Raw genomic sequence first — 24,317 nt, 5'->3', positions numbered from 1 at the left:
TGAAATATTTTCAATAAAAACCAACATTTTCGGCATCATCAGGTTTTGAACCTATGTTGAAAGTCGCCTGGTCTCAAATTTATGCGCATCCTTTGCCGGAAGGGCATCGTTTTCCTATGGAAAAATATGAACTTCTTCCCGAACAATTGCTTTACGAAGGCACGCTGAACGCTGAAAATTTTTTTAAACCTGATACTGCTGAAGAAAAATGGATTCTGGAAATACATGATGAAAGTTATTTTTGTAACCTCAAATCCTTGAATTTAAGCCCCTCAGAAATCAGGCGTACCGGATTTCCTTTAAGTAAGGCCCTAATAGATAGGGAAATCCATATCATGCAAGGGTCCATGATGGCTGCTACATACGCTTTGGATTCCGGTATTGGAATGAACATCGCAGGTGGTACTCATCATGCCTATAAAGATAAGGGGGAGGGTTTTTGCCTGCTGAACGATATTGCCATTACGGCAGCATACCTGATCAAGGAAAAGGGATTAAAAAAGGTGCTGGTGGTGGACCTGGACGTGCACCAGGGAAACGGAACTGCTAAAATTTTTGAGGATAATCCACAGGTATTTACTTTCAGCATGCACGGTGCGCACAATTATCCCTTGCATAAGGAAAAATCTGACCTGGATGTTCCCCTGGAAGATAAAACAGGAGACAGCAGCTACCTGAAACTATTGAATCGGTACCTACCGGAATTATTGGATACAATTGAACCTGATTTTATCATTTTTCAATCAGGGGTAGATGTTCTGGAAACGGATAAACTGGGAAGATTGGGCTTGAGTATTCGGGGTTGCAGAGAAAGGGACAGGGTAGTATTGGAAGCTGCAAGGCTGCATCAGATTCCCATAATGTGTTGTATGGGCGGTGGTTACGCAAAAAAAATAAACGATATCATAGAAGCCCATGCCAATACTTTCAGGCTGGCTCAGGAAATTTTCTTTTAAAACACTTGATTAAAATTTGTGAAGAAATGAATAATCTGAAAAAGAAGTGGTTGATTTTTGCGGTGGGTGGTTTGTTATTGTTGGGATCAGGTCTTAGCCTATTTGGGGAGGCACTGCTCAGAAAATGGGACAATGCCCCTTTCCTGGAATGGTTTATTTGGGGAACTTTTTCCCTTGTTGTTTTCAATGCAGGCATCTCTTTATTTGGACAGGCAGTCATCTACAGGATGAAAATAGCGCAGAAGTTAGAAGATGAATGAATAGGATTTCAGGTAGTTAGAAAAGAAATTTATTCTTGTTTATTGGTAACCTTAATTCGATGGGGTTTCGGAAAAAAACCGTCATTTCAAGACCTAACATTTTAAAAAACGCAGAAATCGTTTAACTCCAAACTTTTCCAAAGTTTAGAACTTTGGAAAAGTTAAGCCTAGATTTCCAAATCGATTGCAACCAAAATCTCTGCGCTGCGGAGGAGGGCATAGCTTGTCCCGACCAGGGTCGGGAGGGGATTTTTTCTGTACTGACTCGTCCTGAAAAAATTCAGGACAAGCCACTGACTATCGTCAGGACAAGCTCGGCTTTTTGTCGTGCCATCTGCTTTGATCATCTGATAGACATTCTATCAAAACTAGGCAATGTTACAAAACACAATTCCTGACAGAAGTACATACCCTTACCTAAACCGAACGATTAGCCTTATTAACCCTTAACCACCTGGCTTGAATCCAAAATAAGTCATCCTGCCAAAGACCCCGACTCAAATCCTCAACAAGCTTCGAGCCCATTAACCCTTAACAACCCGGGCTGGTCTGGAAGCAAGCCAAAAATGCCAAACAGTCTGCTTGAACCCCGCAGCCAATTAATATGCCTACTTAACCCTTACCCACCACGGCTGAACCCAAAACCAGCAATCCGGCTTAAGTGAATTTTCCTACACCCCAGCCAGTTTCGAGCCCATTAACCCTCAACAACCCGGGCTGATCTGGTAGCAAACCCAAAATGCCAAAAGTCTGCTTGAACCCATAGCCAATTAAATTTACTCCTTAACCCTTAACCAACACGGCTGGATCCAAGTTTGTAAATCAGTTAAGGGTTTTGCCATTACCATGAAAACTGAAATGTTTAAATTCTTTCATTTCAATGCTTAATTGAAGATACCCAAGATTTAAGGGATTTATTGACCCGGTAAAATTTGTAAAAGCATAAGAATGCTTATATTTGCCCCGAATAATTTTAAAACAACAAGAAGTGAAAAATTTAACTACAATTATCAGCGCATTGGCAGTATTTGGATTGCTCAGTGGGGCATGCAACTCTCCTGCTCCGGAAGGAGAAGTTACCAATATTGCAGATGAGGTGAATATTGCTGATCTGAAAGTGGCTTATATCGTTACTGACAGTGTCATCAATAATTTTGAATATTTTAAGGAAAAATCCGCCGAAATAGCTGAAAAGGGCAAAAAGTACGAAGGAGAGTTAACAAACAGGGCCAGGGGATTTGAGCAAGAAGTCCAGAATTTTCAAAATTCTGCTTCCACCATGACCATGAACCAGGCCAGGGCCAAGGAAGAGGAACTGGTGACCAAAGAAAGGAACCTGGTGGCTTACAGGGAAAATATCATGCAGGAGTTGTCTGCGGACGAAACCAAATTGTACAATGATGTTTATGACATGATTCAGGAATACCTCAACGACTATGCCGCTGAGAATGACCTGGAAATGATCCTTTCCTACACCAGAGGTGGTGGCGTATGGTATGCCAATAAAACACTGGATATCACAGATTCTGTTGTGAAAGGAATCAACGATGATTATAAAAATAAGGAAGAGTCTGCACCTGCCTCAGAAAATGAGGAACCTTCTGAGGAAGAGTAAGGGGAGTATGATTTTATATCCATCAATCAAGGCCCGGAAATACCGGGCTTTTTTTGTTTTTTAGTTTGAAATTGGGGAATTGGTATGCTATATTGAGTCTGTTATAGACGATCACAAGAATTATCTACACCCGTAAATATTTAAAATTTAACCAATCAAAATGGAAATCACCAACTTTCTAAAGCACCATTACAGACATTTTAATGCAGCTGCATTGATAGATGCAGCTGAAGCCTATAAAAGCCATTTGGACAATAATGGGAAAATGATGGTGACCCTTGCAGGAGCCATGTCCACGGCAGAATTGGGTATTTCTCTTGCAGAAATGATACGCCAGGATAAAGTCCAGATCATAACCTGTACAGGTGCCAACCTGGAGGAGGATGTATTTAATCTGGTGGCCCATGATTTTTATGAAAGAATCCCACATTACAGGGAGTTATCCCCTGCAGAGGAACAGGATTTGCTAAACCGGCACATGAATCGTGTTACGGATACCTGTATTCCGGAAATGGAGGCCATGAGGAGAATAGAGGATGTCATTTTACAGGAATGGCAAAAAGCCGATCAAGCCGGGGAACAGTATTTTCCACATGAGTTTTTCTACAAAATATTGCTCTCAGGAAAATTGGAGAAGGATTACCAAATAGATCCAAAAAACAGCTGGTTAATGGAAGCAGCAAAGAAGAACATACCCATCATTGTCCCGGGATGGGAAGATTCTACACTGGGCAATATGTATGCCGGCCATTGCATATCAGGGGATATCAGGGATGTGCATACGGTAAAAGGGGGCATACAGTACATGATTTATCTGGCCGATTGGTATACTGAAAATGCCAAAGAAGAAAGCAAGGTTGGCTTTTTTCAGATCGGAGGCGGAATTGCCGGTGATTTTCCCATTTGCGTGGTACCCATGCTTCACCAGGACCTGCAGCGAGATGGCATCCCTTTGTGGGGATACTTTTGTCAGATTTCAGACAGTACCACCTCCTATGGATCCTATTCCGGAGCAGTGCCGAATGAAAAAATCACTTGGGGGAAGTTGGGTTTGGAAACACCAAAATTTATCATCGAATCTGATGCCACAATTGTGGCGCCTTTGGTATTTGCCATTGTTCTGGGCCAATAAAAGCCTGTTTATGGAAAGGAGAATAACCAATATCACCAAAACATGTGCCTGCCTGGTGCTCGCATATTGGTTTTATTCTCCTTTGTTGGCTCAGGATGCAAAACCGGTCAATCAGATTTTTTCCCTTAATTATGATGAACATCAACCCATTTTGGGTCCGGAGGGCAGGCGGCTCTATTTTACCATGGCCTTTCACCCTCAAAATAACAATGGGAACAATGACCCCGGGGATATTTGGTTTTCAGCAGGGGAAAGAGACGGTTTTGAAGCCCCTGAACGCATGGGCCAACTATCCACCCCCTATTATGACCTGTTGATTGGTTTTGCCCATCCAGATACCATGCTTGTTTACCATCAGAATTTCCAAAACCAGCAGGTTATTTACAGCTACTACCGTTCCGGAGCTGCCTGGGAAAGAGGAGAAGCGGAGCAGATACCTGGTTTTAAGATCAATGGGGATCAATTCAGTGCGCGGCTCCATGCTGATGGGAAAATGATGGTCATGTCGATGGATTCATTCGGGACTTATGGCAATGAGGATATTTATATTTCTTTCAGGAAGGAAAACGGGTGGTCCAGGCCCCTTAATCTGGGTTCGGATATCAATTCCTCCCTTCAGGAGTTGAGTCCTTTCCTCTCTGCAGATACCCGTACTTTATATTTTTCTACCAATGCTTCTGAGGGAGTTAAAGGCATGGAGGTTTATTATAGTAAAAGGATGGGGGAGGGGTGGAATCAATGGAGCAGCCCGAGCCCCGTGAATCTTCCGGACATGGAAGGTTTTGACCTGTACTATTACCCGGATCAATCAAATGACAGGGCTTTTTATACCAATATACAGACCAGTGATGGGTATGGCAATATCCTCTTATTGGGCAGTTTTATATCAGGTGCTGAAGATATACCGGATGTTTCTGCCCCAATAGAAACAGACCCGGAACCCGATGATACCCCAGAAATGGACAATAATGAAGCAAGCTTTCCAGAGAGACCTGTTTCTGAAAAGCAAACCTCTTTCGAAGAGCTCGAAACCGGGGCTTCCATGGTATTGGATAAGCTTTTATTCCAAAGAGGTAGTGTGGTTTTGGCTGACAGTAGCGGATTGGTTCAATTGGAAGAGCTGGCTGCTTACCTCATGGATCATCCAAAAACAGAAATTTCAGTAGATGGGCATACCGATAATTATGGTAGTTCCAGATTAAATGAGCGGCTCTCCCTTGATCGTGCCCAAAAGGTCAGGGATATTTTGTTGGAAAATGGAGTTGATGCTGAGCAGATCAGGGTCAATGGCTGGGGGGGAACGCGTCCCATCGCTTCAAACCGAACTGCCAGGGGTAGGGCAAAAAACAGGAGGGTGGAAATCAAGGTATTAAACAAACCATGAAATCGACCCTGAAAAAATGGTCGAATAGTTGACAGTGGGATGATTATCAAACACCGGCCGGCAGGTAGGGGATTCCTCCTAGAGTCGGTAACCTTCAATCCGGGGCAATTTATGGCCTTTTAAATCAAATTATTAATAGATATAACATGAAAAACCTAGCCATCATCTTAAAAGGTAACTGGGCAATAAGCCTGTTGCTGATCTTTTTCTGGTCATGTGGCCAGGGAAAAGTTAACGAAAGTGTCAGGGAAGTAAAATCCACAGCCCATAAGCCCTGGGAAATGGTGCCTTTTGTGAAAATGGATGAGGCCAATCCTGTATTGCTTCCGGGAGATTTGACCTTTGTCTGCCCTATATTGGATGCACCTGTCAAATGGGAGGAAAAAGATGTGTTTAACCCTGCGGCATTGGTTAAAGACGGTAAAATCAACCTGCTTTACCGGGCCGAGGATGTTATTGGTAGTAATAATGGTACCTCAAGGCTGGGCCTGGCCCTGAGCGAGGACGGTCTCCATTTTTATAAATTGCCGGAGCCCGTTTTTTATCCGGAAAATGATAGCCTGAAAGCCCTTGAATGGGATGGAGGTGTGGAAGATCCCAGAATTGTAGAAAGCGAGGACGGCAGGTATATCATGACGTATACCAGCTATGATGGGGAGGTGGCAAGGCTCATGTTGGCCATATCCAGGGATCTCCATGAATGGGATAAGTATGGACGGGTATTGACAGGAGATTTTAAGGATACCTGGTCTAAAGCTGGAGCCATTGTTGCCGAAAGGCAGGGTGATAAAATCATTGCCAAAAAAATCCAGGGCAAATACTGGATGTACTTTGGTGATACGGATTTATTTTTGGCCCAATCAGCCGATTTGATTCATTGGGAACCCCTTACGGAAAATGGGGAGCTTAAATCAGTGATGCAACCCCGGCCCGGGTATTTTGACAGCCGACTAGTGGAGTCAGGGCCTTATGCCCTCCTGCGCGAACAAGGGATAGTGCTGCTATACAATGGCATGAACCTGGATGAGGGACAGGAATTGGACCCTGATCTGGATCCTGGAACCTATTCTGCCGGGCAGGCCTTGTTTTCTGCAGAAGATCCCTCGAGGTTAATAGATCGTTCAGAAAATTATTTTATGACTCCTGATAAACCTTATGAAATAGAGGGGCAGGTCAATTTGGTTTGTTTCATCGAAGGGATGGTGCCCTTTAATGGAAAATGGTACTTGTTTTATGGTACGGCTGACTCAAAAATTGCGGTCGCAGTATTTGAGGAATAAAAAAACCCGGTTGATGTTCCTTACAAACATGCAACCGGGGTACAGTTAATCGAGAGAATTAACAGTCTTTAATGCCAGGCTTAATTGGGGCCACCATTCATCATGGCTCCACCAGCTCCGCCGCCATCACCTTCTTTTAGGTCTTCATTGGTGACGCCTCTTTTCTTTCTTCTTTGTCCACCATCAACACTCAACTTGCCTATCCTGTAGGAAAAATTGATTTTAAAGTTCATGTTACGCATGCCGGTAACACTTTGCTGCATGATGGTAGGGGTGATCAACTCGTTTCTGATTTTAAATTCTGTGTGGAAAAAGTTCTCCGCACCAAAGCCAATGCTTCCTCTTTGTTCTGCAAATTGCTTGTTGATGCTCAAACTATAGATGCCAAATCCCCCGGAAGAACCCTGAAGTTGCACCCTACGACCCCTGTAGAAACTAAAGGCCTGGATCTGCCAGTCATTGGGTAGGGAGTAGTTACCAAATAACCTTCCACTCAGGACAAATCCCTCGTTTTGTGCTGCATATAACGGATCGTCCAAACCATTGTCCAACTGGGCAAAATAGCTGTCAATAGAACCGTTCAGAGAGAATTTTCCAGAGATATTGATATTTGAGAAAACACTCAGTCCATAGGCCCTTTCATTACCGATATTTTCATAGGTTGTAAAGATCACATCATCATCCTGAATGGTTCTTACCGGCTGGATTGAGCCTGTGGTATTCCTCAGGTAGGAAGTAAAGTTCAGCGATGTGCCTTTGATAAAGGTACTGTAAGATACCTCATAATTGTCAGTCAACTCAGGGTCAAGCAGGGGGTTTCCCTGAGTGATTTGCTGAGGATTTGCAGCTTCAATATTGGGATTCAGAAAGTTCAGTGAAGGCCGCTGTATCCGTCTGTTGTATGCTGCTTTCAGCATATTGCCATTGGCAAGTTTGCGGCCAAAATTCATATTGGGGACAAAAGTGCCATAGGAAGGAATATCAGCTGGAAGGTCTGATGTCTTGAAGTCGGCAGCTATATTGGTATATTCATACCGCATACCTGCTTTGAGGGTGTAATTTTCCAGAAATCCAAGGGTATAGGAGAGATAGCCGGCGGTTACGTTTTGATCGTAATTGAATTGATTGGAAAGGGTAATATCATCCAGTTCTTCGAAATCCCCATCCGGTCCCTCTGCCCTGAAATAGGCAAAGTCACTTACCGCTTTTCTCAGAATATTTTTGGCACCATATTCCAGAATCTGCTCATCATCAGCTCCCATCGGTGTGACATAATCCAGTTGGATGGTAAATTCCTCATTGAGGTTGTTGTTGTCATTTTTCAGCCTGCTGACTACCTGCTCAAATGATTCGTCGTATAAGCTATTAACAAAATCATTGGTCATGTTATTTCTGCTATACAATCCCGAAGCGCTAAACTCTTTGCCTTTCTTTTCAAAGGTTTTGGTGTAGTTGTAGCTGACGTCAACGCTGTTGGAAAGATTTTTTGTATTCACATCCCTAAGCAATTCACTGACCAACGCATCTTCTACATAGGTTTCTGTGGTCAGGTCATCCTGATTCATTTTCATGTTCCTCAAACCAAAACTTACAGAAGTGGTCATGAAGTTGTAGGTATTGATTTCATAATCCCAACCAAAATTATACCGGCCAAACATCATGTTGTTTCTGGTGTCTGCCGCCTGAAGGATTCTGGTGGCTGGACCATCCGGTGAAACAAGGGTTTGTTCGTTTTCAAAGCTACCCAGGATATTGTAACCTGCCCTACCGAAACCACCAAGGGTAAAGCCCATTTTCCCTTTTTTCAATGCCGCATTTAATCCAACATTTGAACCCCTGATGCCTGCACTGGTACGGATATTCAGGGATGCACCTTGTAATTTATTCTTTTTGGTAACAATGTTGATTACACCCCCTGTGCCTTCAGCATCATATTTGGCTGAGGGCGAGGTGATCACTTCCACGGATTGGATTTCCTCTGCCGGGATTTGCTTTAAGGCATCCGCAATGTTATTGGCTACTATGGCCGATTGTTTGTTGTCAATCAATACCAGGATATTGCTGCTTCCTCTCATGGAAACATTTCCATCCAGATCTACGGTAAGCATGGGTACTCTTCTAAGCACGTCTGTTGCATCACCACCAATGGTGGTTTTATCGTTTTCGGCATTGTAAATGGTACGGTCCACTTTTTCTGTGATCAGGCTTCTTTGACCCTGAACGGTTACTTCTTCCAGTGCCACAGAGGACTCAGCTAAGGTGATGTTACCCAGGAAAATAGAGGGGGTGTTGGGTCCAACGACGATATCTTCCCGAACCAGGGCATCATAACCTACATAACTTAATTCTACCTTGTATTTGCCAGCTTCCTTTACATTGAAAAAAAATTCGCCATTATCATCTGCTACCCCTCCTGCCAGTGAAGCATCGCTTTCGGCTTTCTTTAACAAGGCGGTTGCATAGGGGACAGGTTCACCTGTTTCCTTATCAACCACTTTACCGGAAATTTTAAACTCCTTTTTCTCTGCATTTCCCTGAGCGAAGATATGCAGGGAACCTGCTGTGAGATAAAGGGTTGTAGCAAGCAGCAATCCAAATAGCCTTTTCATTATTATTAATATGTTAAAATGTATCGATCTTTGTTAGTATAACTTTAACAAAGGAAATTCTTTCTTTCTTTATTAAAAAATGCAATAGATAGCTGCCATACATCTATCGACAAATGCGCCAAAACAACAGACCAATGCTTTTTAGACTTTTGATTTTTCTTTGGTAGATCAAAATATCGTATCGGTAGCCTAAATCCGGGAATTGGTAGATTTTTCAGTAAGTTTCATTTACTTTACTTTATGTTTATGGTGGATTTGTGGCGTGTTTGTCGCTTTTCAAGTCCAAAATTCTAGTTATGACACATTCCAACGAACCAAAAAGAATCACTTTTCTCATACATATACTGGTATGGATTTTCATAGCCATTGTGATTTTTGTAGTCAGCCCCTTGTCCTGGAAAGTAGACTTGCCCGTTGAATATTGGTTCAAACAAGGCTTTGTATTGTTTTTCCTGATCCTATTGTTTTACCTCAACATGTACCTGTTTGTCCCGAAGGTGCTGTTTAAAGGCAAAAACTGGCAATTTATACTGATAGCCATCTCCAGCACCTTATTGGTGTTATTTCTGATCATTCAATTTGAAAACCTGCTCAACCTTCAGGAGTTGATGCATTATGCCTTCAGGCCAAATGTTCCCTATGAACCCAGGCCCAGAAATTTCAATTTTGATATGTTCACCATCCTGCTGTTGCTTTTTGGTTTTGGGATCAGCACCAGCGTGGTGGCGGTACAGAAGTGGCAGGCGGATGTGGAACTGAGAAGGCAGATGGAGCAGGAAAAAATTTCTTCGGAGTTGTCCTATCTCAAGGCCCAGATCAATCCCCACTTCTTTTTCAACACCCTTAACAATATCTATGCCTTGACCAATATCGATGTGGAGCGGGCACAGAAGGCATTGCTGAAACTTTCTCGCATGATGCGGTATGTGCTTTACGAAACAGACAAAGACCTCACCCTATTGAATAGGGAACTGGATTTTATCAAGGATTATGTTGAGCTGATGCGACTGAGGTTGTCAGATAAAGTAAATTTGGAAATCAATATTCAGGAAAACACCGAAAACCTGCCCATAGCCCCCATGCTATTGCTTCCTTTTCTGGAAAATTGTTTCAAGCATGGTATCAGTGCCAAAAATGAAAGCAAAATAGAGATATGCATTTCCCTGCAAGGGAAAATATTACATTTGAAAACCAATAATGCCAAATTTCCTTCCAATCCCAATAGTAAGGAAAAGCTCAGCAGTGGCATCGGCTTAAGCAACACCAAAAGAAGACTGGCATTGATATATGGAGAAAAACATAGGCTTTTGATCGATCAGGAAAATCAGGAGAAAGAATTTAGGGTGGATCTAACCATCAATTTGGTATGAAAATCAAATGTATAGTCGTTGATGATGAACCGCTGGCCCTGGAGATGGTCTGTAATTTTGTGGAAAAAACTGGCTTCCTGGAGCTTCAAGGTAAATTTGACAGTGCCCTGGAAGCGCTGGCTTACATCAATTCCCATGAAGTAAACCTGATGTTTTTAGATATACAAATGCCGGATCTTACTGGAATGGAGTTGGCCAGGGTTTTGGAAAACAGAAAACACCAGGGATCGCCCAAAATAATTTTTACCACTGCGTACAATCAATATGCTATCGAAGGCTATAAGGTGGATGCGCTGGACTATTTGCTTAAACCTTTTAGTTATGAGGAATTTTTAACGGCCAGTCACAAGGCATTGCGCTTTTTTGAGAAAAAAGGCACAGCGCCTAAAGCCTCAACTGAAGACTATATTTTTATCAAAGTGGAATACCAGCTGGTCAAAGTCCTGCTCAAGGAAATTATTTTGGTAGAAGGGTATAAAGATTATGTTAAGATTCACCTCTCGGGAAAATCATCGCCCCTGCTTTCACTTACCACACTGAAAAGTATGGAAGAAATGCTTCCCGAGGACCATTTTATGCGTATACACCGCTCTTATATCATCTCGCTGGATCATATACAATCCATCAGCAAAAGTACGGTTAATATGGGAATCATGAATATTTCCGTTAGTGATGGCTATAAAGAAAATTTTCTTCGTTTTATTGATAAATGGATCAATTAAAAAAGCGAAAGACCATTTAAACGGCCTTTCGCTTAATAGTTGATTTTCCCTATTCCGGGAGTTACTTGACGGTATACAAGAATGCCCCATATCCTTCTTCTTCCATTTCTGACAAAGGAATAAATTTCATGGCGGCGGAGTTCATACAATACCGCAAACCGGTAGGCTCAGGACCATCATTGAAAACATGACCCACATGGGAATCACCGTATTTGCTTCTGACTTCTACCCGCACCATGCCTTGACTTCTGTCAATAGGTTTTTCCAGGTAGCGGGCATCGATGGGTTTGGTAAAGCTTGGCCAACCGGATCCGGATTCATATTTGTCCTTTGAGCTGAAAAGCGGGGCACCCGAAACAATGCAGACATAAAGACCATCTTCTTTATTGCCATTATACCTATTGTCAAAGGCTCGTTCCGTAGCTTCCTCCATAGTGACCTGGTATTGAAGATTGGTCAGTTGGGCCTTTAACTCATTTTTTGATGGACTTTGGTACTTACTTGCTGATGGTACCTCCCAGTGTTGCGCTATAAATCTATCCCTTCCGGAACCGGTGCGATAAGCCTTGTATTCTTTGGGTTGCTTTTTATAATAATCCTGATGGTAGGTTTCAGCAGCATAAAAATTGGTAAATTTAACCACCGGAGTAACAATCGGTTTATCAAATATTCCGGATTGATCCAAGGCTTTTTTAGTGTTTTCGGCAACCGATTTCTGTTCCTGCGAATGAAAAAAGATGGCAGATTCATATTGGCTTCCCCGGTCATAAAAACTGCCGCCTGCATCGGTAGGATCATACAACTTCCAAAAAATATCTATGATTTCGCTGTAACTGATCACATCCGGATCGAAAGTAACCTGAACGGCTTCTTTGTGACTGGTTTGTCCGGAGGATACCTGAGAATAAGTAGGATTTTTTTCCTTACCTCCCGCATAACCTGAAACAACGGAAAGGATGCCATCTATTCCCTCAAACGGGGCTTCAATGCACCAAAAACACCCTCCGGCAAATGTTGCTTTTTCCGTCCTGCCCTGGTAATTCTCCAGCACATTTTCCTCCTCTTTATTCTCGGAATTTTCAGACGCATTGCAACTGGAAACCGAAAGCAATAAAAAGAAAAGAACTGCTAAATATTGAATGCTATTTTTCATTTGTTTACTTTTTTTGACCTTTCCTAAAAACGGCAAAAGAGCAACTTATGTTCAAAGGAATGTTCAATTTACTAATTATCAGGGGATCTAACCCAATTCAGTTTCTTCTGGCATGATAAACCAAAGGATCAGATAGACCAAAAGACCCGGGAAAGCAGCACTTAAAATGGAGACCAAAACATATACTATTCTCAACTTATCGGCATCCCAGCCCAGGTATTTGGCCAGCCCACCACAAACTCCGGCGATCATTTTGTCATTGATGGTGCGTTTTAGTTTTTTTTCCATGCTCTTTGAAAGTTTCTTGGTTTTTAAAAATAAGCAGTTTTGCAATAGAGATCGAATCCCCGGTTTTATTGAATAGCAAGCTTAAAAATAAGAAATAGGATTGCAAGTACAAAAAGCAGTAGGGAAGAAGAGGAGCGCGATTTGTAACATACAGTGGATGATTTTCAGGGATTTTAAAGCTTGGATCTGATTTATGGCATTTGTTTTGTTTTATAAAGGGCAGTTTCTGGTAGAGGGAAAATCCAGGATAGCCTGCTTCCTTTACCGGAGTATTGTAAAACCAAACCAACATAGTATTATGAAGTTTATATCAGTATTTTCTACTGTTTGTTTAGTCAGCTTTGTTTTGTTTTCATCTTGCGATGCAAACAAGGATGAAAAAAATGACTTAAAATCCACGGAAAAGGATCTTCAGCAAATGTCAAATGAGGTTGAAGAAGAAACCGAAGAAGCTTTCGCTGAAGCCAAAGCAGAAATTTCTGAAGAAACCTCAGCACTTAAAGCCGAGGCAGAAGAAATTAAAAAGGAGGTTAAAGAAAATCTGGGAGAACCTGTAAATGAAACGGTTGACCTTTATTTAACCAAACTGGATAAAAGCATTGCCAATCTGGAAGTTAAATCCAGAGAATTTGCTCAGGCTGCGGCATCCAGAAAGGAGCAAATCAAGAAAGAATTTGAGGAGCTGGAAAGCGAAATAGAAACAACAATCAGTAACCTAAAAAATGAAATAAAAAATGAAGGATAGGAAATTCCTTCTTCATTTTAAGAAAAAAAGGGCCATTTACTAAGGAAAAGTAAATGGCCTTTTATGTCTTAGTTGATGCATCCTAAATGGATTGGAAGGCTGTACTTTTCAAATTTTCCCAAGCCCGGAAATGGCATGTGAGTATTAAGAAACAATAATAAACCTATTCAATATCCTGGATAAATCAGTCCTGCGATATTTTAAATTACCATTTCTGACCAATACTTTTGATTTTTAAGGTATAAATTTTCCATAAACCTGGATTGCTTTACTATTTATTTTTATTGATCCGCTTACATTGGTCAGATTTGGAAACAGTTCTGTCCAATGGGTTTTAGCTATCCGCAAATGCTTGGTACAGGTTGGGTTCGGGTTTTCTGTTTCAGGGAAGAATGTAATTTTCAACGGACTCAGTTAAAATAATAATCTTGGGGTGCTTTTTGACTTAATGAGCGCAAATGGCATATTATCATGGATTCCATTTTTCCCGATTTGTAGTTTTTAAACCACAACGTTCAAAGTCCAAAGCTGAGTTTTCTTTTTGAGGATGATTTGTTTCCCTATTTTGTGGTATGTGTTTTATTACGATTACCTTATTATATCATGCTGCCCTACATATAAAAAATTAAGGTTGAAACCAAAAAATACCTGATTTAAGAATAATAGATTACATTTAAATTATTCTTTATAAAGTCATGTAATCCCTATTGTGGCAAATTATTTGAAAGTAATTCTTTGATTAATTTATTAAATTTGGCATAATAATTGAAATTTTCTACATATTGCTTTACAAAGTATTGAATGTTGTGGTTAAAAATGAGGACCTGCTGCTATCAATAATCAGATTTTATTTAAAAGTAAAAGTATAAATTATTATTGGTGATTTTATCTATTAAATATTTCATAAATTTATTAGTATCAAAAATCAATTTTCAATTATAAACAAAATAAAAAAAGAAAATTATGAGAAGTCTATTGTATTTGATTGCCGTTATTGTTGTTATTGGCTGGATTTTGGGATTTTTCGTGTATGATGCAGGAGGAGTTATCCATATCCTATTGGTAATAGCTGTTATAGCTATTTTGCTAAGTGTAATTAGGAGGGCATAGTCAGTCCATATTGCTCAGACTAGCTATTATTTTAATACTAAACCAACTATTATACTACCCAAAATGACAACCATTGAAAAGGCTTCTGGCATATTGGTGAGTGTGGGTAATACCCCGGCCTTAAGACTTGAACAGTTATTTCCTCAAAGTGACCATGAATTTTTCGCGAAGCTTGAACACATGAACCCAGGCGGAAGTATTAAGGATCGTTCATCGATTTTTATATTACAAGAAGCAATAAACCTGGGAAAAGTATCCCCGGATACAGTAATTATTGAATCCACCTCTGGGAATATGGGTATAGGACTTGCCCAGGCTTGCCTATATTTAGGGCTTAAACTTGTTTTAGTCGTGGATCCCCTGATTAATCCACATACTGAAAATCTTTTAAAAATTTATGGTGCCACTTTGGTCAAGGTTCAGGATAAAGACAGTACGGGAAGTTATCTTAAGGCAAGGTTGGAAAAAGTAAAACATTTGCTAGAGGATACCAAGAATTCCTTTTGGACTGACCAATACAGCAATAAAGCCAATCCTGAAGGCCAAAGAAAAATTACTGCAGAATTGTTAGATCAATTGAGTAACAAACTGGATTACCTTTTTGTAGGAACAGGTACCGGGGGAACCATCACTGGATGTCTGAATGAAATTCAGGCCAGGAGGCTTGCCACGGTAATAGTGCCTGTTGACGTATATGGGAGCAAGGTTTTTAATGCACCCACAGGGAATAAAAAAATCCCCGGAATAGGAGCAGGCCAGAAGTCTAGTTTTTTCTCTACCGGAGATCTCGGTGAGCCTGTATATATCAATGATGAACAAATTATTGAAGGTTGTTGGAAATTATTGAGAAGAGAGGCAATTCTGGCGGGAGGTTCTACGGGTGCGGTGGTCAGTGCCATAGAAAAAACCCTTATGAAAATACCTACAAAATCAAGTATCGCTTTCTTTATTTCGGACAGAGGCGAACGGTACTTAGATACCATTTATTCCAAAAAATGGGTATTGGAAAATTTCCAATTGGAATTCTAATCGTTAATCCAAAAGCCATTACCATGCAAATTTGGAAATTAAATGACCTTAAAAATTTTCAGGAATTAGTTGATTTTAAGTTTCCTTCTCTTTCTCGGATTCAATATTCTTCTTACAAGCCCAATTCCAGAATAATTGGTATAGTGGGTGGGGGGCCCAAAGGACTTTATGGGCTGGATGCAGCTGTAAATTCCATCAAAAATTCAGGTGTTGACATTCCTACTGAAATTCATTGGTTCAATAATTCTAACCGGTTTGCCACAGGAGATAACTATAGAATGGATCAACCCGAATACTTACTAATTAATTTTCCAATAGAGAAAATCAATATGTGGGATATTTCCAACCGATCAAATTCTTTTGCTGGGTTGGCGTTCAATGGTTCTATGGACCAATGGCTGAAAATGTTTGTGTTTGGATCGGCAAAAATTGCAGTAGGAGATTTTGCATCCAGAGCCTTGGTTGGAGCCTATTTGACGGCTGGAGCCGTTCAGATTTTGGAAAGCCTACCTCCAAACCTAGAAGTAAAGTGTATAGAGGGAAATGTTGAGGATATTATACCTGATGTTGAAGCGGAAAATTACTGCTTGGAATTAACAGGTTTAAATATAAATCCCTTGCTAAAATATGAAAGGATATTGCTTGCGACAGGGCACACATATACTTTTAATGATAGATTGGGCGATGAGGTGGACCATTTTTCAAAACAATCAGGGTCTGCATCTTACGTCGGACATGTATATCCTGTAGATGAAAAATTAAAGGCAATCAAATCTTCGGATAAGGTTTGCATTAAAGGATTGGGTCTGACTTTTGTAGATACCGTATTGGCCCTTACAGAAGGGAGGGGTGGTACCTTTATAAATAGTGAAAAATCAATTTGTTATAGTCCATCTGGGAATGAACCCATCTCCATATATGCTTATTCAAAATCAGGTGCCCCTATGCTGCCCAGGGTGCCCCTAAAAAATGGAAAGGAACCCAGGCTTTCTTATATTTCCTGGGATTGGGTAAATGTGCTTGTCAATTTAAAAGGAAGGGGAAACATTGATTTTGAAGCAGATGTATTGCCAGTGTTGGTAAAGGAATACCAAATTTTGCACCAGGAAAAGCTTATGGAACGTAATGCGTACTTACTGAAATGTAGAGAACCAGCATATGCAAATAGGGGTAAGGAATTGGAATGTAATCTCCCTGTATATTCTTCGCAAGTTACCAGATTTTCCATACAGGATATTTTAGATCCTTTTGCAGAACTTTCTTCAGATTTAAATGAAACCGAATACCATACATTAGTAGTCAACTACCTGCAAGAGGCGGTGGAAGAGGCCGTTAATTATCCAGAGGTGAGTCCAATTCTGGCCCTTTCCAGCGTTTGGCGGAATGCCTTACCCTATATTGGCAGCTTGTATGCTTTTGGAGGATTTACCGGTGCATCCCAGGAATTATTTGAAAAGCAATATTTGGGCAAATTCAACAGGATTAGCTTTGGTCCACCTTTAGTTAATGTCCAAAAAATATTGGCTTTAATCAAAGCTGGAAATCTTTTTTTCCGGCCGGGAAAAAATACATCCGTGATACCCAACACCTTTACCGGTAATTTCAAGGTTTATTCCCAAAAGACCTATCCTTGTCAGGATGTAAATTACTTACTGGATGCAAGGATTGCAAAACCTACCTTATTTAAGGGCTGCCCCAAACTCTACCAAAATCTTATGAAGCGGGGACTTGCTATTCCATTTAAAAATGGGAATCATATGCCTGGTTGTTTGGCTATTGATAGAAATGGCAACCTCATAGGTGCAAAAGAAGAGACCATTGTGGGCATAACTCTTTATGGAACACCCACAGAAGGGGTGACATTGGACAATGATAGCCTTTCCAGGGAAAGAAATGATTTTGCAAGTAATTGGGCAGGCAGGTGGATCAATTCGATAAAAAAAAAATGAAAAACGTGCAAAGTAATGTCAACGCATTTGAATAAGCAGGAAACGGATGGGAATTTAAAATTAAAGCCAATTGTCCACGATTGGGTTAAAACTCTTTTAGGGAGGACTCAATTTCTTTTTCGTCTTCTCGAAAAGTATGGTTCCCCCTTAAACATTCATTCTTTAATTCCTTTCAATGAAAACCGAAGACTTTTTGAGTCGGTTTTCACTAAATATGGATTGGATTATCAAATCTTTTATGCAAGAAAAGCCAATAAATGTCTTCAATTTCTTGAACCTGCAAAAGATGGAAGGTTGGGAGTTGATACAGCATCTTTCCAAGAACTTAAAGACGGTCTGGATATGGGGATTCCAAATCGGAATTTGGTGGTCACGGCTGCGGTGAAGCCTTTTCCTCTTATGAAATTGGCTGTCGATAATGAGGTATTGGTAATATTGGACAATTGGGATGAGGTGGAACTTTTGCAAAAAGCAGCTCATGGTATTGGGAAAACTGTTAAAGTTGGATTGAGGTTGGGAGGGTTTTCCTTTCAGGTGGGAAACCTTCGTACAAGATTTGGTTTTCCGCCATCCGATGCCATAAAGGTGATTTCACAAATCCAGGAAGATGAACGAGTTTCAAATATTCGCTTTGAGGGTTTTCATTTTCACCTTAACGGTTACAATATGGATCACAGGATCAAGGCAATCAAAGAAACTTTGGTTTTGGTGGATAAACTTAAGGAAAAGGGGATAGACACCAAATTTCTAGACATTGGCGGAGGTATATTGGTGAATTACCTGGAATCTGAATCAGCATGGCAGGAGTTTCACAATGAGGTAAAGGATGCGGTTTTGGGTAAACGTAATCCTATTAACTATAAAAATGATGGCTTGGGTATGGAAAATGTGGGAGGAAAACTGATTGGCGAACCTAAAGTGTATCCTTATTTCAATAATTTTCCTAAAGAGAAATTCATTGATTTCATTCTTAATGCAGCATTTGATGAAAAAACTAAAATTTATGAAGCGCTTAACCTTAGGCATATTCAAGTCAGGATAGAGCCTGGAAGATCACTGCTCGATCAGGCTGGTATCAGTGTGGCCAGGGTCATTTTTCGCAAACGTTTGAATGGTGATTGGTTTTTTGGCTTGGAAATGAACAGAACCCAGCTTTTTAGTTCCAGTGCTGATTTTTTACTAGACCCCTTATTATTACCAAAGCAGGAAAAGCCTTCAGGTGCAATAAGCGGATATTTGGTGGGAGCTTATTGCCTTGAGCAGGAGCTGATACTTAAAAGAAAAATGTCATTCAATACTTTTCCGCAAGTAGGCGATCTGTTGTGCTTTATCAATACAGCAGGTTACATGATGCATTTTTATGAATCCCAGGCCCATCTGTTTGATTTGGCCAAGAATGTTTTCCTTGGTGCAAATGATGAAATAATCTTAGATAGATACTAGTTAATAACCCTATAATTTAATAAAAGCTATGGAGAATATACCAGAACAAAAACAAGAAAAACAACCTGGGGATGAACATAAAATGGTACCTCAGCCGGAATTTATCCGGGATAGTTACAAAGGAAGTGAAAAGTTAAAACACAAAGTTGCAATGATTACCGGTGGGGACAGCGGTATTGGAAGGTCAGTAGCCGTCCATTTTGCGAGAGAAGGTGCAGACTGTTGTATCGTATATAAAAATGAAGACCTTGATGCATTGGAGACCAAAAATTTGGTGGAAAAGGAAGGGAGAAAATGTCTTTTAATACGGGGAGACTTGACGTCTGAAAAATATTGCACTGATGTGGTGGAAAGCTGCATATCCGAATTCAAGAGATTGGATATTCTGGTAAACAATGCCGCTGTGCAATTTCCAAAAGAATGTATTCAGGAAATTTCTGAAGATCAATTGAAAGAAACCTTTGAAGTAAATATTTTTGCTATGTTTTCCTTGATCAAAGCAGCACTTAAATATATGGAAAGTGGGGGAAGGATCATCAATTCAACATCGGTCACTGCTTATAGGGGAAGCAGTCACTTGGTGGATTATGCCGCTACCAAAGGTGCTATAACATCTTTAACTCGCTCATTGGCAAAGCAGCTAGCAGAAAAGGGAATTCTTGTAAATGGTGTTGCCCCAGGACCTATTTGGACCCCTTTGATTCCCGCGACTTTTGACGAGGTTAGTGAATTTGGTAGAAAAACTCCCCTGGGACGGCCTGGTCAACCTTCTGAGGTTGGGCCAGCTTATGTATTTTTGGCCTGCAATGACGCTTCTTATGTTACCGGACAAGTCATCCATGTTAACGGCGGTGAAGTCATCGGAGCTTAGCCAAACCTATTTTCCTTTGAATTCCATAAAGGAGACAAAAAGCCATTTCCTAAACCAGGAAATGGCTTTAAATTATCCGGAAATTACCGATTCATCTTATCCTGTATTTTTGTTCTGAATTGCTTTTTGCCTTTCCCGATAGGCTTTGGGGTTGCTTGAAAATTGTTTCTGAAAGCATTGACTGAAATATTTGGGACGGTTAAATCCAACCATATAGGCGATTTCTGAAATTTTCAAGTCACTCTCCACAAGCAGTTGGGCAGCTCTTTTTAACCGGATCATTTGGATAAACTCATTGGGTGTTTGGTCCAGCAAGGACCTGAATTTTTCGAATACAAGCGTTCGGCTCAAACCAAGTTCCTTCACCAGATTTTGGATATTGAATTGCGGATCATCCATGTGATTTTCTATAATGGCTATGGCTGAAGTTAGGATTTTTTCATCAGTAGAACTGATTTTTATTTTCTCAGGACTTAAATCCAGCGTTTGCTTGAATTGCAACTGGAATTTGTTTCTGCTTTCCAGCAGGTTTTCAATTTTTGCCTGAAGCAGGTCCAGGGGGAAAGGTTTGGTAATGTAATCATCTGCTCCGGATTCGTATCCTTCCAGTTGATGTATATGGGAGCTTTTTGCTGTCAACAGTAAAACCGGGATGTGGCTGCTTTTTACATCATTTTTTATCCTTGCGCAAAACTCAATCCCATCCATTTCCGGCATCATCACATCCGACAAGATCAAATCCGGATGATGCGTGCTGATACTTTCCAGGCCTTCTTTTCCATTCATGGCCGTAAGGACAGAAAATTTTTCTGCCAAACTTTCACTTAAAAGGGTTAAAAGCTCGGGGTTGTCTTCTACTACAAGTACCTTTTTATCCTGCTTTGCAAGCTTTGCTGCCCCACTGCCTTTTTTTATTTTTTCGGACTTACCGCTGTTCGCCAAAATCAGCATTTCATGGTCTTTGTTTGCAGCTGCCTTTGCTGCAGAATTGTTGGGGATCAATTCTTGTTTTTGATAATGCTCAAACCCGGACCTAAGCTTGACTGTAAAGACTGTTTGTACATGGGGTTTGCTGTAAACCTCAATTATTCCCTTGTGAAAATTGACCAGGTTCTTGGACAATGCCAACCCGATGCCAGTGCCCACTTTCCCAAAAGAATTTTCTTCTTTTATCTGGTAAAACCGGTCAAAAATCAATGGCTGGTATTCAGGCTCGATGCCCGGACCATTGTCCTCTACCTCAATTTGAAAACCCGGTACATTGGTTTCCTTGCTTTTTAATGTACAGGCCAATAAACGAACAGCAATTTTACCCCCGTCTGGAGTGAATTTAAAGGCATTATAAATGATATTGTAAAAAACTTTTTCCATTTGCTCAGGATCAATCCATTGCTCCCTGGGAAGATCACTGTCCATAAAAAGCGAAAAGTCAATGTTTTTCTGGGTGGCCATGGCTTCAAAGGATTGGTAAATGTCCCGCAAAAACTCCTTGATATCCACCTGTTTTACAGCAAGCTGCAGGTGGCCTGTTTCCTGCTTTCTGAAATCCAGCAATTGGTTGATTAGTTTCAATAGCCTAAGGGCATTGTTATGAATGGAGACCAATTGATTTCTGGCTGCCTCCGGTAAGCCCTGATCTTTTTTTAAGCGTTCCAGTGGCGCTTTTATCAGCATCAAGGGGGTTCTGAGCTCATGGGAAATATTGGTGAAAAACCGCATTTTCAACTGGCTAATTTCCTCCTGTTTTTGTTTTTCCAGCCTTTCATATTTCAAATCATTTCGCAGTTTGATCCGCCAACTGACGATTTTTTTGAACATGTAGCCCAGCAAGACCAATAAAAGTCCATAGCAGAGATAAGCCCAATGGCTGAGGTACCAGGGGGGCAATACGATCAGTTTTAACCTACGTACGGATGATTGTTCGGCACTTTCTTCCCAATAGGATTTGAGTTCCCACAGGTATTCGCCGGGTTTCAGATTGGCGTATGGGGCAAATCTTCTTTTGCTGTCCGTCACAATCCAATCTTCATCAATTCCGTTTAGCCGGTAGGCAAACATGAGTTTATCCTGCCCAGAATATTCCAATGCACTGAATTCAAATTCAAAACTGTTGTGTTGGTAATCGAGTACTACCTCTTCCGTGTAGCTGATATTTTGTTCCAGAATTTCACGATCCAAAATCAATTTCCCTGGCAAAACTTCCTGATTCAACACCTTTAATTTGGTGATCATCGGACGATTGGGAGCAGGTAATGGCTTGATGGTTTCGGGATAAAACATGTTGAACCCATTGGTGCCTCCAAAATACATTTTGCCATCTGAAGCCCTGAAAGCTGCCCCTAAATTAAATTCATTGGATTGGAGCCCATCTTCCTGGGTATAGTTTTTGAATTTTTCGGTTTCTTTATTGAATATTGAAAGCCCCCGGACCGAACTGATCCACAATTGGCCCCGGTCATCTTCAAGCACGGCTTTGATCACATCACTTGGCAAACCATCTTTTTCCCGGTAAATTTTGAAACTTCCATCTATGGGGTTTAGCCTGTTTAGTCCGCCGCCGAAAGTTCCTATCCAGAAATAACCTTGTTTGTCCTCCATCAAACAGGTAATGATATCATGACTGATGCTACCCGGGCCGTCTGGATCATTTTTGTAATAGGTAAATGCTCCTGTTTTCAAGTCCATTTTATTTAGCCCACCCCCATAGGTGCCTATCCATAAATTTTCCTTGCTGTCCACATATAGCGTTCGGATATCATCAAAACTTGGTGTTTGGGTATTGCCCGGCTCATGTGGAATGCTTTTAAACGTTTTTGTTGACCTGTCAAATTGATTCAAGCCCCCACCATTGGCAGCACCAATCCATAACCGGCCATCATTGTCCTCAGCAATAGACCATATTTCGGTTATTCTATTCCGTTTGGGATCATTGCTCAAATTAGGGAAAACGGTAAAGGAACGGGTTTCCTGGTCGAACAAATATAAGCCACCTCCATCAGTCCCAATCCAAATGGATTCATCCCTGGTTTGATAAATGTATTGGACATTGTCGTTTTTCAGGCCTTGTCCCTGGGAGGAATTTAAATAATCGAATTTTGTTGCTCCTTTGGCCAGCAGGTTTAGACCGTCATTGAATAAGCCAACCCATAAATTCCCCGAAGGGTCTTCATAGATAGCCTTTACCATTTTCCCCGAAAGCCCCTTTTCTTTGTCAGGATGAAAGCGGATGTGGTCAAATTGCTGGTGTTTTGAATTGGTTTTATTCAACCCCTCCCCGGAGTACATGCCCAGCCAGATGTTCTGGTTCCGGTCCTGAAAAATGGAATATACGGAGTTGCCATTGAGACTGTATGGATCGGTGGGGTCATCCTTATAATGTTGCCATTTGTTTTGATTTTTCCCGTAAAGAATCAGTCCATTGCCCAATGTACCTATCCAGATATTGCCCTGTAGATCACTTCTGATCTGGGTAATGTTCAAGGGACCTGATAAACTAAGGGATTCTACATCATACGCCTGAAAGGGTAAGAATTGGTTGTTTCCTGCAGCTCGTTTAAAAAGCCCCCCTTTCTCCGTGCCGATCCAAAAGTCCCCGTTTTTATGCTCAAAGAAAGCCTTTACAGATTGGTTTGGGGGAAATAGGGAGGACGATAACTTTTTGATTCCTGATTCAGTTATCTTGTAAGCGCCTTTTTCAAAGGTGCCAACCCAAATGCTGCCTTGTTTATCTTCATAGATTGTCCATATTTTGTCATCTTCAAGGCCTGAGTTATTGCTATGGAAATGGTCAATATCCAATTGCCTGGAATAATCTTCCAGATTTTCCTTGTCTGATAATCCTTGCAGGCCGGACACCTTAAAAATTCCCTCAGTCTGGGTGCCAATCCATATATTGCCCTTGGAGTCCAGAATTGTGCTGGAGATTTTTTTTCCCGGAATAACCGGAATACGGTGGTTAAAGGCATTTAACCTTAAGAATTTCTCGGTTTTAGGATGAAACACGTTCATTCCACCTCCCTCCGTTCCAATCCAAATCATTCCATTCTGATCCTGTAATAGTGTTCTGATGACATTGTTGCTGATGGTTAGGGAATCATCAGGGTCATGTTTGTATGCTTTGAATTGATACCCGTCAAACCTCGCCAGTCCATCGTCTGTGCCCAGCCATAAGTAACCGGAATCATCTTGCAATATGGCCAAAACTGAATTTTGTGGTAAACCGTCCAGGCTTGTGTAGTGCTGGAAACGGTAGGCACTGAATGGCTCCTGTCCCATCAAAAGACAGATGGGTACAAAAATAATACAGCTACTCAGGCACAGGTATTTGAATGTTGAGGACAAGGTCTCAAGTCATTTATTTCAACATTCAAAATTAATCATTGGCGGTTGTAAACATACCGG

General features: G+C 41.0%; 18 protein-coding genes. 14 read left to right on the top strand and 4 right to left on the bottom strand.

Annotated elements, in window-relative coordinates:
- The first annotated feature begins 53 nt into the window (after positions 1-53).
- The 6 genes from HUJ21_RS06965 (at position 54) to HUJ21_RS06940 (ending at position 6,627) form a co-directional block, all read left to right on the top strand.
- Positions 54-956, top strand: a complete 903-nt coding sequence (locus HUJ21_RS06965) for a histone deacetylase (RefSeq protein WP_291368224.1) — start codon at positions 54-56, stop codon at positions 954-956.
- A gap of 26 nt (positions 957-982) precedes the next feature.
- Positions 983-1,216: a hypothetical protein gene (locus HUJ21_RS06960; protein WP_291368223.1), complete on the top strand. Its 234-nt coding sequence runs from the start codon at positions 983-985 to the stop codon at positions 1,214-1,216.
- A 988-nt stretch (positions 1,217-2,204) separates the two neighbouring features.
- Positions 2,205-2,831, top strand: a complete 627-nt coding sequence (locus HUJ21_RS06955) for an OmpH family outer membrane protein (protein WP_291368222.1) — start codon at positions 2,205-2,207, stop codon at positions 2,829-2,831.
- A gap of 160 nt (positions 2,832-2,991) precedes the next feature.
- Entirely contained in the window at positions 2,992-3,963 is a 972-nt protein-coding gene (locus tag HUJ21_RS06950) for a deoxyhypusine synthase family protein (protein ID WP_291368221.1), read from the top strand.
- Positions 3,964-3,973: 10 nt separating this feature from the next.
- Positions 3,974-5,347 carry an OmpA family protein gene (locus tag HUJ21_RS06945; RefSeq protein ID WP_291368220.1) on the top strand — a complete coding sequence of 458 codons (1,374 nt, stop codon included), beginning with the start codon at positions 3,974-3,976 and terminating at the stop codon, positions 5,345-5,347.
- 146 nt (positions 5,348-5,493) lie between these two features.
- Entirely contained in the window at positions 5,494-6,627 is a 1,134-nt protein-coding gene (locus HUJ21_RS06940; protein WP_291368219.1) for a glycoside hydrolase family 130 protein, read from the top strand.
- Positions 6,628-6,707: 80 nt separating this feature from the next.
- On the opposite strand, the gene HUJ21_RS06935 is transcribed toward HUJ21_RS06940, so the two are convergent.
- On the bottom strand, positions 6,708-9,236 hold the full coding sequence (locus HUJ21_RS06935) for a TonB-dependent receptor (protein WP_291368218.1): 2,529 nt from the start codon (positions 9,234-9,236) through the stop codon (positions 6,708-6,710).
- A gap of 296 nt (positions 9,237-9,532) precedes the next feature.
- Between HUJ21_RS06935 and HUJ21_RS06930 the strand changes: the two genes are divergently transcribed.
- On the top strand, positions 9,533-10,606 hold the full coding sequence (locus tag HUJ21_RS06930; RefSeq protein ID WP_291368217.1) for a histidine kinase: 1,074 nt from the start codon (positions 9,533-9,535) through the stop codon (positions 10,604-10,606).
- Positions 10,603-11,328, top strand: a complete 726-nt coding sequence (locus tag HUJ21_RS06925; RefSeq protein ID WP_291368216.1) for a LytTR family DNA-binding domain-containing protein — start codon at positions 10,603-10,605, stop codon at positions 11,326-11,328. Before HUJ21_RS06930 ends, HUJ21_RS06925 begins: the two co-directional genes overlap by 4 nt.
- 61 nt (positions 11,329-11,389) lie before the next feature.
- Here the strand turns inward: HUJ21_RS06925 and msrB are convergent, their stop codons facing one another.
- Both msrB and HUJ21_RS06915 read right to left on the bottom strand, forming a co-directional pair.
- Entirely contained in the window at positions 11,390-12,481 is a 1,092-nt protein-coding gene (gene msrB / locus HUJ21_RS06920; RefSeq protein ID WP_291368215.1) for a peptide-methionine (R)-S-oxide reductase MsrB, read from the bottom strand.
- An 87-nt stretch (positions 12,482-12,568) separates the two neighbouring features.
- The gene (locus HUJ21_RS06915) at positions 12,569-12,769 is read right to left on the bottom strand and encodes a PspC domain-containing protein (protein WP_166143839.1); all 201 of its coding nucleotides are present in this window, start codon (positions 12,767-12,769) and stop codon (positions 12,569-12,571) included.
- A gap of 298 nt (positions 12,770-13,067) precedes the next feature.
- Between HUJ21_RS06915 and HUJ21_RS06910 the strand changes: the two genes are divergently transcribed.
- From HUJ21_RS06910 to HUJ21_RS06885, 6 genes are all read left to right on the top strand, one after another.
- On the top strand, positions 13,068-13,514 hold the full coding sequence (locus HUJ21_RS06910; protein ID WP_291368214.1) for a hypothetical protein: 447 nt from the start codon (positions 13,068-13,070) through the stop codon (positions 13,512-13,514).
- Between the two features lie 963 nt (positions 13,515-14,477).
- Positions 14,478-14,624 carry a lmo0937 family membrane protein gene (locus tag HUJ21_RS06905; protein ID WP_291368213.1) on the top strand — a complete coding sequence of 49 codons (147 nt, stop codon included), beginning with the start codon at positions 14,478-14,480 and terminating at the stop codon, positions 14,622-14,624.
- A 63-nt stretch (positions 14,625-14,687) separates the two neighbouring features.
- The gene (gene sbnA / locus HUJ21_RS06900) at positions 14,688-15,653 is read left to right on the top strand and encodes a 2,3-diaminopropionate biosynthesis protein SbnA (protein WP_291368212.1); all 966 of its coding nucleotides are present in this window, start codon (positions 14,688-14,690) and stop codon (positions 15,651-15,653) included.
- A gap of 23 nt (positions 15,654-15,676) precedes the next feature.
- Positions 15,677-17,602 carry an FAD/NAD(P)-binding protein gene (locus HUJ21_RS06895; protein ID WP_291368211.1) on the top strand — a complete coding sequence of 642 codons (1,926 nt, stop codon included), beginning with the start codon at positions 15,677-15,679 and terminating at the stop codon, positions 17,600-17,602.
- Positions 17,603-17,617: 15 nt separating this feature from the next.
- Positions 17,618-19,045, top strand: a complete 1,428-nt coding sequence (locus HUJ21_RS06890; RefSeq protein ID WP_291368210.1) for a Y4yA family PLP-dependent enzyme — start codon at positions 17,618-17,620, stop codon at positions 19,043-19,045.
- A 28-nt stretch (positions 19,046-19,073) separates the two neighbouring features.
- Positions 19,074-19,916 carry an SDR family oxidoreductase gene (locus HUJ21_RS06885; protein WP_291368209.1) on the top strand — a complete coding sequence of 281 codons (843 nt, stop codon included), beginning with the start codon at positions 19,074-19,076 and terminating at the stop codon, positions 19,914-19,916.
- A 96-nt stretch (positions 19,917-20,012) separates the two neighbouring features.
- Here the strand turns inward: HUJ21_RS06885 and HUJ21_RS06880 are convergent, their stop codons facing one another.
- On the bottom strand, positions 20,013-24,257 hold the full coding sequence (locus HUJ21_RS06880) for a hybrid sensor histidine kinase/response regulator transcription factor (protein ID WP_291368208.1): 4,245 nt from the start codon (positions 24,255-24,257) through the stop codon (positions 20,013-20,015).
- Between the last annotated feature and the right edge of the window lie 60 nt (positions 24,258-24,317).

This window comes from Cyclobacterium sp., from assembly GCF_014762705.1.
Lineage (GTDB): Bacteria > Bacteroidota > Bacteroidia > Cytophagales > Cyclobacteriaceae > Cyclobacterium.
This window is presented reverse-complemented; position numbering and strand designations above follow the sequence as displayed.

Coding starts and splice junctions, on each gene's coding strand:
- HUJ21_RS06965 (WP_291368224.1), top strand. CDS start 54: ATGTTGAAAGTCGCCTGGTCTCAAATTTATGCGCATCCTTTGCCGGAA.
- HUJ21_RS06960 (WP_291368223.1), top strand. CDS start 983: ATGAATAATCTGAAAAAGAAGTGGTTGATTTTTGCGGTGGGTGGTTTG.
- HUJ21_RS06950 (WP_291368221.1), top strand. CDS start 2,992: ATGGAAATCACCAACTTTCTAAAGCACCATTACAGACATTTTAATGCA.
- HUJ21_RS06945 (WP_291368220.1), top strand. CDS start 3,974: ATGGAAAGGAGAATAACCAATATCACCAAAACATGTGCCTGCCTGGTG.
- HUJ21_RS06940 (WP_291368219.1), top strand. CDS start 5,494: ATGAAAAACCTAGCCATCATCTTAAAAGGTAACTGGGCAATAAGCCTG.
- HUJ21_RS06935 (WP_291368218.1), bottom strand. CDS start 9,236: ATGAAAAGGCTATTTGGATTGCTGCTTGCTACAACCCTTTATCTCACA.
- HUJ21_RS06930 (WP_291368217.1), top strand. CDS start 9,533: ATGACACATTCCAACGAACCAAAAAGAATCACTTTTCTCATACATATA.
- HUJ21_RS06925 (WP_291368216.1), top strand. CDS start 10,603: ATGAAAATCAAATGTATAGTCGTTGATGATGAACCGCTGGCCCTGGAG.
- msrB (WP_291368215.1), bottom strand. CDS start 12,481: ATGAAAAATAGCATTCAATATTTAGCAGTTCTTTTCTTTTTATTGCTT.
- HUJ21_RS06915 (WP_166143839.1), bottom strand. CDS start 12,769: ATGGAAAAAAAACTAAAACGCACCATCAATGACAAAATGATCGCCGGA.
- HUJ21_RS06910 (WP_291368214.1), top strand. CDS start 13,068: ATGAAGTTTATATCAGTATTTTCTACTGTTTGTTTAGTCAGCTTTGTT.
- HUJ21_RS06905 (WP_291368213.1), top strand. CDS start 14,478: ATGAGAAGTCTATTGTATTTGATTGCCGTTATTGTTGTTATTGGCTGG.
- sbnA (WP_291368212.1), top strand. CDS start 14,688: ATGACAACCATTGAAAAGGCTTCTGGCATATTGGTGAGTGTGGGTAAT.
- HUJ21_RS06895 (WP_291368211.1), top strand. CDS start 15,677: ATGCAAATTTGGAAATTAAATGACCTTAAAAATTTTCAGGAATTAGTT.
- HUJ21_RS06890 (WP_291368210.1), top strand. CDS start 17,618: ATGTCAACGCATTTGAATAAGCAGGAAACGGATGGGAATTTAAAATTA.
- HUJ21_RS06885 (WP_291368209.1), top strand. CDS start 19,074: ATGGAGAATATACCAGAACAAAAACAAGAAAAACAACCTGGGGATGAA.